At 52.1% G+C, this 16,073-nt stretch carries 12 protein-coding genes; 3 read left to right on the forward strand and 9 right to left on the reverse strand.

What is annotated here, in order from left to right; all coding sequences use genetic code 11:
* The 5 genes from HVZ52_RS12965 to HVZ52_RS12985 are packed head-to-tail and all read right to left on the reverse strand — an operon-like array spanning position 1 to position 4,725.
* Positions 1-591, reverse strand: coding sequence for an ATP-binding cassette domain-containing protein (locus HVZ52_RS12965; RefSeq protein WP_029139511.1), 591 nt, complete (start codon positions 589-591; stop codon positions 1-3).
* Positions 575-1,369 carry an ATP-binding cassette domain-containing protein gene (locus tag HVZ52_RS12970; RefSeq protein WP_016152790.1) on the reverse strand — a complete coding sequence of 265 codons (795 nt, stop codon included), beginning with the start codon at positions 1,367-1,369 and terminating at the stop codon, positions 575-577. The genes HVZ52_RS12965 and HVZ52_RS12970 overlap by 17 nt, the downstream gene beginning before the upstream one ends.
* Complete coding sequence (locus HVZ52_RS12975; RefSeq protein WP_049271223.1) at positions 1,363-2,175, reverse strand: ABC transporter permease; 813 nt, start codon at positions 2,173-2,175, stop codon at positions 1,363-1,365. Before HVZ52_RS12975 ends, HVZ52_RS12970 begins: the two co-directional genes overlap by 7 nt.
* On the reverse strand, positions 2,165-3,139 hold the full coding sequence (locus HVZ52_RS12980; protein WP_016156289.1) for an ABC transporter permease: 975 nt from the start codon (positions 3,137-3,139) through the stop codon (positions 2,165-2,167). Before HVZ52_RS12980 ends, HVZ52_RS12975 begins: the two co-directional genes overlap by 11 nt.
* Positions 3,139-4,725 carry an ABC transporter substrate-binding protein gene (locus tag HVZ52_RS12985; RefSeq protein ID WP_103766191.1) on the reverse strand — a complete coding sequence of 529 codons (1,587 nt, stop codon included), beginning with the start codon at positions 4,723-4,725 and terminating at the stop codon, positions 3,139-3,141. The genes HVZ52_RS12980 and HVZ52_RS12985 overlap by 1 nt, the downstream gene beginning before the upstream one ends.
* 432 nt (positions 4,726-5,157) lie before the next feature.
* Between HVZ52_RS12985 and HVZ52_RS12990 the strand changes: the two genes are divergently transcribed.
* Complete coding sequence (locus HVZ52_RS12990; protein ID WP_181598323.1) at positions 5,158-7,245, forward strand: TonB-dependent receptor; 2,088 nt, start codon at positions 5,158-5,160, stop codon at positions 7,243-7,245.
* Between the two features lie 283 nt (positions 7,246-7,528).
* Here the strand turns inward: HVZ52_RS12990 and htpX are convergent, their stop codons facing one another.
* The 4 genes from htpX to HVZ52_RS13010 form a co-directional block, all read right to left on the reverse strand.
* Positions 7,529-8,410, reverse strand: coding sequence for a protease HtpX (gene htpX / locus HVZ52_RS12995; RefSeq protein WP_003034964.1), 882 nt, complete (start codon positions 8,408-8,410; stop codon positions 7,529-7,531).
* Between the two features lie 192 nt (positions 8,411-8,602).
* Complete coding sequence (gene prc, locus HVZ52_RS13000; protein ID WP_029139508.1) at positions 8,603-10,651, reverse strand: carboxy terminal-processing peptidase; 2,049 nt, start codon at positions 10,649-10,651, stop codon at positions 8,603-8,605.
* A 19-nt stretch (positions 10,652-10,670) separates the two neighbouring features.
* A complete protein-coding gene (gene proQ / locus HVZ52_RS13005) occupies positions 10,671-11,357 on the reverse strand; it encodes an RNA chaperone ProQ (protein WP_003833781.1) in 687 nt (228 codons plus the stop codon).
* 96 nt (positions 11,358-11,453) lie between these two features.
* Positions 11,454-11,951, reverse strand: a complete 498-nt coding sequence (locus HVZ52_RS13010; RefSeq protein ID WP_016152783.1) for a GAF domain-containing protein — start codon at positions 11,949-11,951, stop codon at positions 11,454-11,456.
* 128 nt (positions 11,952-12,079) lie between these two features.
* Between HVZ52_RS13010 and yebS the strand changes: the two genes are divergently transcribed.
* Positions 12,080-13,363 (forward strand): membrane integrity lipid transport subunit YebS, encoded by a 1,284-nt coding sequence (yebS, locus tag HVZ52_RS13015; protein WP_016152782.1) that lies wholly within the window; start codon positions 12,080-12,082, stop codon positions 13,361-13,363.
* Entirely contained in the window at positions 13,332-15,965 is a 2,634-nt protein-coding gene (locus tag HVZ52_RS13020; protein ID WP_181598324.1) for a PqiB family protein, read from the forward strand. Before yebS ends, HVZ52_RS13020 begins: the two co-directional genes overlap by 32 nt.
* Positions 15,966-16,073: the final 108 nt, after the last annotated feature.

Below are 16,073 nucleotides of genomic sequence, written 5' to 3' on the forward strand. Positions count from 1 at the left end.
TCACGCTTCAATGAGTTTTCTGGAGCAAATCTGCTCAAGCAGAGCCTGCTGATGGCTGATAATGAGCATACCTAATGGCCGACGCTGGCACTCTTCAAGCAGCAATACCCAGATATCTTTTTGAATGGAAGGATCGAGCTGGGCGGTAATTTCATCGGCAATAAGAAAACGTGTCCGCGGATCCAGCGCGCGAAGTAAAGCAATTCGCGCCAGTTCACCGCCAGAAAGCTGTCCGGGACGGCGAGTTAACCACTCAGGGTTGATGTGAAGACGGGTAAGCAGTTCAGCATCAGGTCGCCAGGCATCATGAACCGCATCGCCGGTGCTACGCCGCGGGTTAAAGGTTAATTCCGGATGCTGTGGCACCAGTTGCACCGGGCAATACTGGTGCATTGGCAGCGGTTGGTCATCAACCAGAATGTCACCCGAGGTCGGTTTTTGCCAGCCCGCCAGTACGCGCCCCAACGTTGTTTTGCCGGTTCCGCTGGGTGCGCAAACCCCAATGCGTTCTCCGGGGCGCAGAGAGAAGGTCAGATTTTGCCATAGCACCTTTCCTCCCTGACAAATCGTCACCTCACGACAGCACAGCATCGCGCTCTCCAAAAAGTTGATTTCTTTCAGGCAGGGCCCGCCATTGGCGTTGCAGATGCTCGCTGATCTCTCCGCGTAACAGCTGTTCCCGGCTGACGTTATCCGACACCCTTCCCTGATGCAGCGCGACAATGCGGTCCGCGTGGCGAGCGGCCAGCGTAAGGTCGTGCGTTACCCATAAAACGCCAGCCCCTTGCTCACATTGCTCACGTAGCTGTTCAAGCAGTTGATTAGCCAGCGGTGCATCAAGCCAGGCGGTAATTTCATCCGCCAGAATATAGCGGGCCTGACTCAGCGACGCGTGACAGGCCAGAACACGTTTCGCCATCCCCCCTGAAAGCTGGCGTGGGAAGGCATCTAATACGCGACTTTCCAGTTGGCTACGCTGGAGCAATCGTTCAATTTTTCCGGCATTCCAGGCCTGGCCGGAGAGCTGACTTGCCCTGCGCAGATGTTTTTCAATCGAGAGCAGCGGGTTAAGTGCCTGAACACCTTGCGGGACATAGCTGAAAGTATTGCCACGACATTTGCGAATATCATCACTGTCCAGCGTTTTCCCCTCCAGGGTGATGGAGCCGTTGAAACGCAAATTGTCCGGTAAGAGATCAAGCAGACATTGCAGCAACAGGCTTTTACCTTCCCCACTTCCCCCAACTAACGCCACCATCTGACCTGGCGCTACGTCGAAAGAGATATCCTGCAACAGCGAAGACCAGTTTCTCGCGCCATACCAGCGATAACGCGCCACGTCCAGCGAGACCTGTCTTAAACTCAACATGCGTCACCTCGTAACCATAAACGATGCACTGCCCTTGCGAGCTGATCGAATAACATAACCAGACTGAATAGCATCAGCCCGGGAAACAGCACTAACCACCAGTCGCCATGACTGATAAACCTCAGCGCATCAGCCAGCAACAGGCCCAGCGATGGTTCATGCGGCGCCAGCCCAAAACCGAGGAAGCTCAACGCCGCGCTGTGCAACACCGCGTGGGGAAACATCAGCAAGGTTCCCGTTAACCACTGGGGTAACAATGCCGGGAGATAGTGATGCCGCCAGCAGTAAAAATGTCCGTGTCCCAGACGCCAGGTTAACGTCAGATAGTCACTGTGGGCCACGCGCTGCGCTTCGGCACGCAGGATTAGCGCCAGCCGCGGCCAGTGGGTCAATGCAACCGCCATAATCACCCCATTTTTTCCGCCGCCCAGCGTGAAACAGATCAATATGAGCAACAGCAAATGCGGCATTGACAGCATGGCATCGGTAATCAGACGCATTAGTACATCCAGACGCGGATGTATACGTGAAACCGCCGCCATCATTAATGCGATGAAGCCGCTGCACAACGCCGCGCCAATACCAATTTGCAGACTGGTTAACGCGCCCTGAAAGCAACGAATCCACAGATCGCGACCGAGGTTATCGGTGCCAAACCAATACAGCGCATCAGGCGGTAAATGACGGGCAAGCAGATTAACGCTCAATGGGTTATCCAGCGTCGCTGCGCCATACACCGCAATGCATAGCAGGCAGCTAAAAGAGAGCAGAAGACGAATCAGCGTCGGCGTCGGATTATAGAGCATCAGGTCGCTCCAGAGCACGGTTCAACACATGGACAAGCCAGGTAGACAGCGAGTTGCCAATGAACACCAGTACGGTACTGAACAACACAATCCCCATCAGTAACGGCAGATCGCCGCGCAATCCGGCATCAATAGTGGCCTGTCCCAGTCCCGGATAAGCAAAAACTTTTTCCGCCAGCAGTGCGCCGCCCAGCAATTCTCCCAGCGAGGCAAACTGCAGGCACAGCGCGGGCGTGATAGCATGGCGCAGAACCTGATGACGCAGCAGCGACCAGCCTTTATCTCCCTGAGAACGCGCAAAACGGACAAAATCGCTTTTCATCACGCTGGCGATACTTTCCCGTGTATGAAGTGTAATTTGGCCAAGTCCCAATAAACTTAGCGCGCAAACGGGCAGCACTAAATGGCGCAGACGCTCAGCCAGCGTGGCCATATCACCACTGTTGCCCGGCTCCCACGCGCAGCAGACCGGAAATACCGGCCAGCGCACGGCAAATAACGCCAGCAGCAGCATGCCAATCCAGAAGGTCGGCAACGACGAAAGCAGATAGCTGAGTCGACAGATTGCTTTATCCGGCCAGCGATTCAGATAACGACCCGCGACAAACCCCATTGCCGTTCCCAGTATGCCGGAGAGCAGCCACGCGCCGCCAAGCAAGGCAAACGAAGTTGCAAAGCGCTCCTTGATTACGCTGGCAACCGGTGCATTAAACAACATTGAGTAGCCGAGATCGCCCTGCAATACACGTATAAACCAGTGACCAAAACGCTCCCATAACGGCTGGTCTAATCCCCAGCGAGCAGCGATACGCGCATATTGTTCCGGCGGCACGTGCAGGAGATCGTTGCCAATATAGGCGCGAATCGGATCGACAGGAGAAAAGCTGAGCAGCATAAAAGTGCCAGCCGCAACCAGCACTAATAACACTATCAGCCGTAGAAAATGGCCTACAACAGACTTCATCAACGGCAGGTCCAGGTCCATTCATCCAGATTATTGAGCAGTGACCAGCTACCGTGGATCTCCGGCGCACCTTTGCCTAAGTCAATACACGGATTTGCCAGATAAGTGTGCTGAATGTTCAGCAGCCATGCCCAGGCGGCATCGCCCTGCACCCCAGCCCCTTGCTTGCCATCCCACTCCACCTGTTGCCAGAAAGGCAACGCTTTTTGCCAGTCCGGAGCATCAATGGCCTGTTTAAGATGTTGTTCAACGACGGGATTGCTGTAATAGCCTGGATTGTAGTATTCCACGCCCGCGGCCTGATTGCTGTAGTGATGGAAAAGCTCCATCGGATCCAGGCTTCCCCAGCCAAACAGCGTCGGATTCGAATGCATATGCCGCTCAACGGTTTCCCAGCTTCCGGATTGCAGCGAGACCTGAATACCCACGGGCTCCAGCATCGCACGTACGGCCTCGGCTAGATCCCGGCGCGTACTGTCACCGCTGGCGTACCACAAAGTCAGGCGAGCCTCTTTACCGTCTTTCACGCGTACGCCGTCTTTCCCCACCTTCCAGCCGGCTTCTTCCAGAATCATCCGCGCTTTTTCGCTGTCGCCATCTTTGAACGCAACTGACTGTCCCTGCCATGGCAGGCCCTGAACCGCGCTATACGCCGGAATCGCATGACCTTCCATGACCTGATCGGCAAGTTGTTTACGATCGATGGCGTAGTTGATGGCGCGTCTGATGGCGATATCAGCCGTAATATCGTTACCGATCGGATAACCATTGGCGTCTTTTTTACCCGCTGGAACCATCGGGAACACAATGCCACGATTTTCCACGCTGTCGCGTACCCAAAGCTTCAAATTCTGCTGTTGAGGCGCAACCGCCATCGAAGGCGCGATACGCACGAGTCCCAGTTGACCACTGCGCGCTGCGGCATAAGCGTTATCTTCATCAAGGAAGACAAACACCAGCTTACTGAAATCATTTTTCTTACCGGCATACCAGGGGTTCGCCTCCACGATCAGCTGTTGCCCCGGCTGAAAACTCACCAACCGATAAGGGCCCGCGCCAATCGGATTTTTGGCGAATGTTTTTTCGTCATACCGTTTTTCGGGAACAATACCCAAAGAGCCCAGCACGTTCACAAAGGTGCTCTGTGGGCTGCGCAGCGTGATTTCTACCGTGCGGTTATCTTTCAGGCTGGCATGAGTAAAGTTTCCCATGTCGATTTTGCCGCCGCTCTTTGCGGCTTTATTATAGGTGAACACCACATCTTCAGCGGTTAGCGGGGAACCATCGGAGAATTTAAGGTCGGGTTTTAACGTCAACGTCCAGGTTTTGCCGTCAGCACTGGTTTCAACTTTTTCCGTCAGCAGGTTACCCCAGCTCATATCTGCGTTTTGTTTTAATAATGGTGCATGCAAAAGCAAATAGCTGCCATGACTCCAGCCCAGCATCGGGTCAAACCCTTCCGTTGGCTCAGGTCCAATTGCCAGCTTCAACGTCTGACCCTCGCTCACATTTTGCGCGGCGAGAAGTGGTGAGGTTAATGCGAGAGTCAATGCACACGTAAGCAGTGCCAGCTTGCCTTTAATCATTATGTTATCCAGATTTGCGTTATTTTTATGCCGCTCAACGATTCATTGCCGTTAAACGGTCTCCTGGGGAAGGGATTATGGCGGACTGAAATGACGAAAAAAATGATGCGGCGCAGAAAAGTATGACGATTTTCTAAAATTATCATACTTTTTTCTGATACTCCTAATTGAGTACCCTCTGAATCACAGAAAATAGATTAAATGTTAGCCATTCAATTAATGGCAAATTAATTACAACCTAATGATTACAAATACTAATTATTGGTCATTTCCGCTATTTACTTAGCTAAAACTAATGACAATTTATGTATATTTATTCAAGAAAAACACCAGAAGTGATAAGTTACGTAAACATATAATGATAATTATTTTTATTATCATTCCCATCAATTATCTTACTTCCTTTGAATTTTTAACAAAGGAAGTTTGACTATGCGCTTAAAACCTATTGCTTCTGTTGTTCTGTCCTGTCTAGGATTTTCCAGTCCCCTGGCCTTCGCTGAAGATGTTATGGTGGTAACCGCTTCCGGTTACGAAAAGAAAATCACCAACGCTGCCGCCAGCGTCTCCGTTATTTCACAGCAAGAGTTACAAACCAATAAATATAATGATTTAGGCGAAGCCCTGCGTTCTGTTGAAGGGGTGGATGTTGAAAGCAGCACCGGTAAAACCGGTGGCCTGGAGATCAGCATCCGTGGCATGCCCGCCAGTTATACTCTGATCCTGATTGACGGTATTCGTCAAAACGGCAGCAGCGATGTGACGCCAAACGGCTTCTCAGCTATGAATACCAGCTTTATGCCTCCACTGGCGGCAATCGATCATATTGAGGTGATCCGCGGCCCGATGTCGACGCTTTATGGCTCCGACGCAATCGGTGGCGTGGTGAATATCATCACCAAAAAAAGCACCGATAAATGGAGCACCTCCATCAATACCGGCGTTAACCTGCAAGAGAGTAATAAATGGGGTAACAGCACGGTCGCCAACTTCTGGTCAAGCGGCCCGTTAATCGCTGGCGTACTGGATATGCAGGTTCGGGGTAGCACCACCCAACGTCAGGGTTCCAGCGTTACCTCCCTGAGCGATACCTCCTCCACTCGCGTACCTTATCCTACCGAGTCAGAAAACTATAACATCGGCACGCGACTCGACTGGAAGACGAATGAAAGCAATACGCTATGGTTAGATCTCGACTCCGCCAGACAGCGCTATGATAACGATGACGGTCAGTTGGGTAACCTGACGGGGGGTTACGATAAAACGCTGCGCTATGAGCGTAACAAAGTCACCCTCGGCCACGATACCGCCTTAACGTTCGGCACATGGAAATCCTCCCTCGGCTGGAATGAAACTGAGAACAAAGGACGACAATTGGTCTCCTCCGCACTCACGCCAGAGAACGCAGGCCGGGCCGGTGACGCACGTGAACTGAAGAACACCAACGTCATTCTGGACTCAGTACTGCTGACGCCATTAGGTGATTCGCACCTCTTAACCCTCGGCGGGGAATATTGGGATGCGCGCATGAAAGACGGTGTGGTGCTGGCCAATACCGGCGAAAAGTTCCATCAAAAAACGTGGGCAGCCTATGTAGAAGATGAATGGCATATTCTCGACTCGTTGGCCTTAACCGCAGGGACACACTACGAGCATAACGATGTCTTTGGCGGTCATCTCAGCCCACGCGCGTATATAGTTTGGGACGTATCCGACGAATGGACGCTCAAAGGCGGCGTGACGACAGGTTATAAAGCGCCATCACTGAGCCAGTTACATAACGGGATCAGCGGCGTAACCGCGCAAGGAACCGTGAATACGGTCGGTAATCCGAACCTAAAACCTGAGGAAAGTATCAGCTATGAAACCGGGCTGTATTACGAGAACGACACCGGGCTGAACGCCAACATTACCGGCTTCTATACCGAATACAAAAATAAAATTGTCTCGTATTCTATCGATGATAATACCAACAGCTATACCAACAGCGGCAAGGCAAGGACCGATGGCGTTGAATTTGCCAGCACCTTCCCTCTGTGGTCGGATGTGCTGACTTTATCCCTCAACTACACCTACACCCAGAGCAAGCAAAAAGATGGTGACAATAAAGGCGCGCCGTTAAGCTACACGCCAAAACATATGGCTAACGCTCGCCTGAACTGGCAGGCAACGGAAGATATGAATGCCTGGCTGAGCGCACGTTATCGCGGTAAAGCCCCACGCTTTACCGAAAATTACAACAACCTCAGCGCAGTACAAAAGGCCGTCTATGACGATAAAGGCGCTGATTTAAAAGCCTGGACCGTTCTCGACATGGGAATGTCTTATAAGCTGACCAAAGATCTGACGCTGAATACGGCGGTCAATAACGTGCTGGATAAAGACTTTAGCGAGGTTAAACTTTATCAGGTAGGCCGTAATAGCACCTACGCAGGAGATTACTATCAGACTGCGCAATCCACTACCGGATACGTAAACCCGGGCCGTAACTATTGGGTATCATTAAACTACCAGTTCTGATTTAGTTTTTTCCTACCAGACGGGCTGTCAATGATAGCCCGTCTACCACTGGGTTTCATCAAATGCCTGGCACTGTTCTTTTGGCAGCCAGCGGGGCTCTAATGTTTTTACCAGAGATAAAGCGACAAGGAATATTTTCGTCCCCGGCAGAGAAAAATGACGGAATGAGAGGTAAAGCAGAACTGGGACAGAATAGTCTGGGCGAGGCTTTAATCGATAGCTTTAAATAGCCATTATGTTTTATGAGTCACGGAGCAACGGGTGCCCCGTGACAGCCATTAACTTACTTCAAATACTCTCCGCTGCGCAGCGCTTCAATACGTTTATCCAACGGCGGGTGAGTCATAAACAGCTCACTCAACGACTTGGATTTACCGTTGATGCAGAACGCCATCATGCTGGTCGCTTCCTGCGGCTCATAGCTGGTTTTCAGACGCTGCAGCGCGGCGATCATTTTCTCACGCCCCACCAGTTTTGCTGAACCGGCATCCGCATGGAATTCACGATGACGTGAGAACCACATGGTAATAATGCTCGCCAGAATACCAAACACCAGTTCCAGCACCGTCGCCACTGCGAAGTAGATCAATGGGTTGCCGTTACTGCCCTCACCCTCATCGCGGTTTCCGCCCATAAAGCCAGCGGCAATTTGCGCCAGAATACGTGAGATAAAGATAACGAAGGTGTTCACCACACCCTGAATGAGCGTCATGGTAACCATATCGCCATTAGCAATGTGGCTGATTTCATGCGCGATAACGGCTTCAGCTTCGTCCGGGCTCATGTTTTGCAACAGGCCTGTACTCACAGCCACCAGCGAAGCATCCCGGCGCGCACCGGTGGCAAACGCGTTAATATCTGGCGCATGGTAGATTGCAACCTGCGGCATAGCGATCCCAGCCTGGCGAGCCTGATTCGCTACCGTATTCATCAGCCAGCGTTCTCTTTCATTGCGAGGCTGTTCGATCACTTCCCCACCAACGGATTTTAACGCCATCCATTTGGACATCAGCAGCGAAATGAAGGAACCACCAAAACCAAACAGCAGTGCCATGATCAACAAGCCTTGAACGCTGCTTGACTGAATCCCTGTCAGGCTCAATACCAGCCCGAAAACGACCATCACAGCCAGGTTCGTCAGCAGGAAGAGCGCGATTCGCATCATAATTTTCTTTTAACCTCAATTTAACAAAACGCACTATGCGATTACCCATATCGTATGGGTCTTATGGCTATTTTCAAGCATCCATAGGTGCTAAGTCACCAGAAAGACACAACTTTACATTTTATCGTATCACACTGACGTCTTCATGCGTTTGTTAAAAAAACAGGCACAATTTCTTGTGCCTGTTGGAGGTTATTTACTGGTTGCGGGCTGTTCCGCTGGCTTTTCTTTTTCAAGATGCGCCAGGTCAAGCGCAATTTTTACCGTTTCATCCAGGTAGGGATCTGGTTCCTGGTAATCCTTCGGTAAATCGTCCAGTTTTTTCAGCGGCGGCTTACCTTCTCGCTTAAACCGATCGTTGATACGCGCCAGACGCATTGCGTCATCTTCGTTATTCTCTTTCTCACGCTGAGCATAATTGAGAGAAGCGATGTTGCGTTTATCCTTCATCGCATTGAAACGCGCAATATCCTTCATGATGTACTGGAACTCAGGATCGTTGGCAATACGTGCATTGTGCTCTTTTAACAATTCAGGTCCGAACGGCGTCAGATTCTCTGATTTGGTGTAGGTCGCAGCATCAATGCTATCCCACGGCAGCGCGTTATCTTCAAACTTCTCACCGGTTTCCGTTTCTTCATTACCTGTCGGCATGATGATGTCCGGCGTAACGCCCTTACGCTGTGTACTGCCCCCGTTTACACGGTAGAATTTCTGGATCGTATACTGAACAGAACCCAGCGCCGGCCATTCCGGACGCAGCATCTGATCATAAATACGGTTCAGAGAGCGATACTGCTGTACAGTGCCTTTCCCGAAAGTCGGTTCACCAACGATCAGCGCACGACCATAATCCTGCATTGCCGCAGCAAAAATCTCTGATGCCGAAGCACTGAAGCGATCGACTAACACTACCAGCGGGCCTTTGTAGTACACAACGCCGTCGGTATCGCTGTCTTCACGCACTTTACCGTTATTGTCACGAACCTGAACCACCGGGCCGGAAGGAATGAACAGACCGGAGAGCGAAACGGCTTCGGTCAGCGCGCCGCCACCGTTAGTGCGCAGATCGATAATGATGCTGCTGACGTTCTGTTTTTCCAGCTTCTGCAACTGAACTTTGACATCATCCGTCAGGCCAACATAGAAGCCAGGGATATCCAGTACGCCGACTTTTTCTTTGCCAACGGTTTTCACGGACATTTTCACGGCGCGGTCTTCGAGACGAATACGTTCACGCGTTAACGTGACAGTACGCGTCTTAGTACCTTTACCGGCAGGCAGGATTTCAAGGCGAACTTTGCTGCCTTTGGGTCCTTTGATCAGCGCAACAACGTCATCCAGACGCCAGCCAATCACGTCGACCATTCCCTTACCGGTCTGACCCACGCCGACAATACGGTCGCCAACGCTTATTGCTTTGCTCTTGGCTGCCGGGCCGCCCGCCACCATGGAGTTAATGACGGTGTAGTCATCATCCATTTGCAAAACCGCGCCAATACCTTCCAGAGACAGGCTCATTTCAGTATTGAACTGTTCGGTATTGCGTGGAGAGAGATAGTTAGTATGCGGGTCGATCTCACGGGCGAAAGCCGTCATCGCCAGAGAGAACACATCTTCGCTGTTGGTCTGCGCCAGACGGCGAATCGCAAACTTGTAGCGACGCGTCAGCGTTTCACGAATTTCCGCATCGGTTTTGCCGGTCAGCTTCAGGCTGAGTTCGTCAAATTTAACCTTGCCGTCCCACAGCGCGTTAAGCTCTGCTTCGCTCTTCGGCCATGGCGCTTTGCTCCGGTCGAGGTTAAAGGTGTCGGTACCGGTGAAATCCATTGGACGTGCCAGTACGCTTAACGCGTACTGATAACGTTCAAATCGGCGTTTTTGCGCCAGATTATAGAGATCGTAAAAGACATCCAGCTTGCCGGTACGCAGTTCATCGCCAAGGACCGTTTTCTTTTTTGCATACTGTTCGATATCGCTCGCCAACAGCACGTTGTGGCTGTAGTCGAGCAGATTCAAATAGCGGTCAAAAATTTTTGCCGAAAACGCCTGATCCAGATCGAACTGGCGATAGTGCGAACGCGTAAAACGCGATGTCACACGTTCACTTACCGTCGCATGCTGGGTTTCTTCCTTTAAAACGGGGATTTGATCGGCACGCGTGATATCTTCCACAGCAAGTGCCTGGCCTGCTAATGCAAGCAGACCAGCTAACGCAGTAAGCCTAAAAAAAGTGTTCATGCCAGGCCTGGCCTCCGTTTCAGAACACCAGGTGTTCTGCGCGTACAATCAAAGACATACCCGAATTCAGCTGTACACGGACGCCATCTTTGGTGATTTCTAATACGGTGGCATCCATCGCATTATTACCTGCTTTCACCTTCAGAGACTGCCCTACCGTCAGTACTGAAATATCAGATACCGGGGTATGCTGTTCTTCACGAGGAGCACGCGGTGCTTTTGCTGCTGGTTTCTCAGCGCGAGGTTTACGCTCAGCGCCTTCTTTACGACGCGGTGCAGGACGCGGCTTACGCTCGCGACGCGGTGCGTCTTCTTTTTCACCGGCAGCAGCGGCTGCTTCGCGTTTTTTCGCCTGTTGCTCTGCACGTTGCGCCTGAACGCGGGCTTTAGCTTCTTCCAGCTGTTTGCGAGCATGTTCAACATGCTGCTCATCCAGCTCACCACAGGGGTTGCCGTCGAGATCAACACGCGTTGCGCCCAATTTAACGCCATACAGATAGCGCCAGCTTGAAGTATAGAGACGTAAGGCAGAGCGGAGCTGCGTCTTGCTGAGGTTCATTTCGCCCTCAACACGCTCTACCAGATCCTGAAAAATGCCAATTTTCAGTGGGCGCGCTTCGCCTTCCGCACTAAAACACTGCGGGAAGCGTTCGGCCAGAAACGCGATGACTTCTTTACTGCTATTCAACTTAGGTTGATTTTCCATGAAATTTCCTGATTACAACGGACGTAGCCAACAAGCGCAGGCATGAACAGGCGACATTATAATGACGTCATCAGTAATTGCTACGTTATCCGTTGATTATCCTGCGACGCGCGCAAAGAATTTTTTGTAATCCGTCGTTGCAAGCACGGTTTCAAGCTGTGCCACCAGCGTTCGCAGCCCCTGTTCATCCTCGTCAGTAAAGCGGCCAAACGCCGTGCTATCGATATCCAGCACGCCGATTATCTGATTTTCGACGGTGATTGGCAGGACGATTTCAGCGTTGCTGGCGGCATCACATGCGATGTGTCCGTCAAAAGCATGAACGTCCTCAATGCGCTGAACCTGGTTCTGCGCTACTGCGGTCCCACACACCCCGCGTCCTACCGGGATCCGCACGCAGGCGATTTTTCCCTGGAAAGGCCCCAACACCAGCGTATCGTTTTCGAGCAGATAAAAACCGGCCCAGTTCACTTCTGCAAGACGTTCGTACAACAACGCGCTGGTATTTGCCAGCGTTGCCAGAAAACTGGTTTCACCTGCCATTAATGCCTGAAAGTCACGGTTCAGATCCGTGTATAGCTCTGTTTTGTTCATTATGTAATCACTTAGTTGTCTTACTTAAAGCTGCAGCCTACTAAAATAAACATTAAATGCGTTAATGCTCAAGATCATTCCCGTCATGAGTTAAGATAACATTACTTCAACAATTTGATTCGCGATACATGGCCTTAACGACACCACGCATCACGCCGACTAAAAAAATAGCCATCAGGTCCATTGGTGATGCACTCCCTCGTGCGCATTACCATCGCTGCCCTGAATGTGACCTGATCTTTAGCTTGCCTAAAATGCGTTCGCACCAAAGTGCATTTTGCCCACGCTGTCAGGCAAAAATTCGTGACGGACGCGACTGGTCATTAACACGACTGGCGGCTATGGCTTTCACCATGCTGCTGCTGATGCCCTTTGCCTGGGGAGAACCGCTCCTGCACATCTATTTATTAGGTGTGCGCATTGACGCCAATGTGCTGCAAGGCATCTGGCAAATGACCCGACAAGGAGACCCACTCACCGCATCCTTCGTACTCTTTTGCGTTGCCGGTGCGCCCATCATTCTCGTGACCTCAATCGCTTATCTGTGGTTTGGCAATATTCTTGGGATGAACCTGCGCCCTGTGCTGCTGATGCTGGAAAGGCTCAAAGAGTGGGTGATGCTTGATATCTATCTGGTGGGCATTGGCGTCGCATCAATCAAAGTTCAGGACTATGCTTTTTTGCAACCCGGTGTAGGTCTGTTTGCTTTTATTGCGCTGGTGATCCTCAGTGTTTTGACGCTGTCGCACCTTAACGTTGAGCAGCTTTGGGACCGTTTCTACCCGCAAAGACCAGCCCGTCGGCCCGATGAAAAACTTCGCGTCTGCCTCGGTTGCCACTTTACAGGTTATCCGGACGCCCGAGGTCGCTGCCCTCGCTGTCATATCCCGTTGCGCTGGCGCAGAAATCAAAGTATCCAAAAGTGTTGGGCTGCTCTGCTGGCCTCGATCGTCCTGCTTTTGCCTGCTAATCTGCTGCCCATCTCGGTAATTTATGTCAATGGCGGCCGCCAGGAAGACACGATCCTGTCAGGCATAATGTCCCTGGCGAACAGCAACGTTGGCGTAGCGGCGATTGTTTTTATCGCCAGTATTCTGGTGCCATTCACCAAAGTGATTGTGATGTTTACGTTGCTCATCAGCATCCATTTTAGATGTGAGCAAGGATTGCGTACCCGCATCAAACTGCTGCGTATGGTGACCTGGATTGGTCGCTGGTCGATGCTGGATCTCTTTGTTATCGCTTTAACCATGTCGCTGATTAATCGCGATCAGATACTTGCTTTTACTATGGGGCCAGCTGCGTTTTATTTCGGCGCAGCGGTAATATTGACTATTCTTGCTGTGGAATGGCTGGACAGCCGCTTACTTTGGGATGCACATGAGTCAGGAAACGCCCGCTTCGCAGACTGAAGCGCAGATTAAAACTAAACGCCGTATCTCTCCGTTCTGGCTGCTGCCTTTCATCGCGCTGATGATTGCAGGATGGCTTATCTGGGGAAGCTATGAAGATCGCGGCAATACCGTAACCATTGACTTTATGTCTGCTGACGGCATTGTGCCGGGCCGTACTCCCGTTCGCTATCAGGGCGTTGAAGTGGGCACCGTGCAGGATATCAACCTCAGCGAAGATCTACGCAAAATTGAAGTACGCGTCAGCATCAAATCGACCATGAAAGATGCTCTGCGCAAAGATACCCAGTTCTGGTTGGTCACGCCGAAAGCGTCGCTGGCGGGGGTTTCTGGCCTGGATGCGTTGGTTGGCGGCAACTATATCGGCATGATGCCCGGAACCGGCGAGCCGGAAGATCATTTCGTCGCCCTCGATACGCAGCCCAAATATCGTCTGGATAATGGCGATTTGATGCTGCACCTGCGCGCCCCTGACCTCGGGTCGCTCAATAGCGGTTCGCTGGTTTATTTCCGCAAGATTCCGGTGGGCCGGGTGTATGACTACACCATCAACCCAAATCATCAGGGCGTAACCATCGACGTGCTGATCGAACGTCGCTTTACCAACCTGGTGAAAAAAGGCAGCCGTTTCTGGAACGTGTCCGGTGTGAATGCGGATGTCAGCCTCAGCGGAGCGAAGATCAAGCTGGAGAGTCTGGCGGCGCTGGTCAATGGCGCCATTGCTTTTGATTCGCCCGAAGACTCTAAACCCGCGGTGGCCGATGACACGTTTGGTTTGTATCAGGATCTCGCGCACAGCCAGCGGGGAGTGATCGTCAAGCTTGATTTACCCAGCGGCGATGGACTCAAGGCCGGCTCAACGTCGCTGATGTATCAAGGATTAGAAGTCGGGCAACTGACCAAACTGGATTTAAATCCGGGCGGTAAAGTGACCGGCGAAATGACGGTCGATCCCAGCGTCGTAACGCTGCTGCGCGACAATACGCGGATTGAATTACACAGTCCTAAATTATCGTTAAACGATGCCAATATCAGTTCGCTACTGACGGGCAAAACTTTCGAGCTGGTACCTGGCGAGGGCGAGCCGCGTAACCAGTTTGCGGTTATTCCTGCTGAGAGGTCGTTGTTACACGATCCGGGCGTCATGACGCTTACGCTGACCGCGCCGGAGAGTTACGGTATTGATGCCGGTCAGCCGCTGATTCTTCACGGCGTACAGGTCGGTCAGGTGATTGATCGCACGCTCTCTGGCAAAGGTGTCTCATTTACCGTTGCCATCGAACCACAGCATCGCGCCCTGGTGCAAGGTGACAGTAAGTTCGTGGTCAACAGCCGCGTTGACGTCAAGGTCGGGCTTGATGGCGTGGAATTCCTTGGCGCCAGCGCCAGCGAATGGCTCAGCGGCGGCATTCGTATTTTGCCCGGTACCAAGGGTGAAATGAAAAAAAGCTACCCGCTGTATGCCAACCTGGAAAAAGCGATTGAAAACAGCCTGAGCGATCTGCCAACTACCACGCTCAGCCTGAGCGCCGAAACGCTGCCTGATGTGCAGGCCGGTTCGGTGGTGTTATACCGCAAATTCGAGGTCGGTGAAGTGATTAGCGTTCGCCCACGCGCCGATGCGTTTGATATCGATCTGCATATCAAACCGGAATATCGCAACCTGCTGACCAGCAACAGCGTATTCTGGGCCGAAGGCGGAGCAAAGGTTCAGCTTAACGGTAGCGGATTGACCGTACAGGCATCTCCCCTGTCGCGAGCGCTCAAAGGGGCGATTAGCTTCGATAACCTCAGCGGCGCCAGCGCCAGCCAACGCAAAGGCGACAAGCGTATTCTGTATGCTTCCGAAACCGCTGCACGTGCGGTGGGCGGCCAGATAACCCTACACGCGTTCGATGCCGGTAAACTCGCGGCCGGCATGCCAATTCGCTACCTGGGGATCGATATCGGCCAGATCCAGACGCTTGAGCTAATCACCGCCCGTAACGAAGTTCAGGCAAAAGCGGTTCTGTATCCGGAATACGTGCAGACTTTTGCCCGTAGCGGTACCCGCTTCTCCGTGATCACACCGCAAATCTCAGCGGCAGGCGTCGAGCATCTGGATACGATCTTACAGCCGTATATTAACGTTGAACCAGGACGCGGTAACCCGCGCCGTGATTTTGAACTGCAGGAAGCCACCATTACCGACTCTCGTTACCTCGATGGTCTGAGTATTGTGGTAGAAGCGCCGGAAGCAGGTTCGCTGAATATCGGTACGCCAGTCCTGTTCAGAGGCATTGAAGTGGGGACCGTCACTGGGCTGACGCTGGGCTCGCTTTCTGACCGCGTGATGGTGGCGATGCGCATTAGCCAGCGCTATCAGCATCTGGTGCGGAACAACTCAGTGTTCTGGCTGGCATCCGGATACAATCTCGACTTTGGTTTGACCGGCGGCGTCGTGAAGACCGGTACCTTCAATCAGTTCATTCGCGGCGGAATCGCCTTCGCTACGCCACCGGGTACGCCGCTGGCCCCGAAAGCGCAGGCAGGTAAACACTTCCTGCTGCTCGAAAGCGAACCAAAAGAGTGGCGTGAATGGGGAACCGCCCTGCCACGTTAATCTCTCCCCTTGCTCCGGCGTACATACTCGCGCCGGAGCACTTATGCTACACTGCGCACCTGTTTTTTTGCCGGTGGTACCAAGTGGCTTATTTTCCCGACGCCTTTC

Origin of the sequence: Citrobacter sp. RHB36-C18 (genome assembly GCF_013814485.1) — a bacterium.
GTDB lineage: Bacteria > Pseudomonadota > Gammaproteobacteria > Enterobacterales > Enterobacteriaceae > Citrobacter > Citrobacter braakii.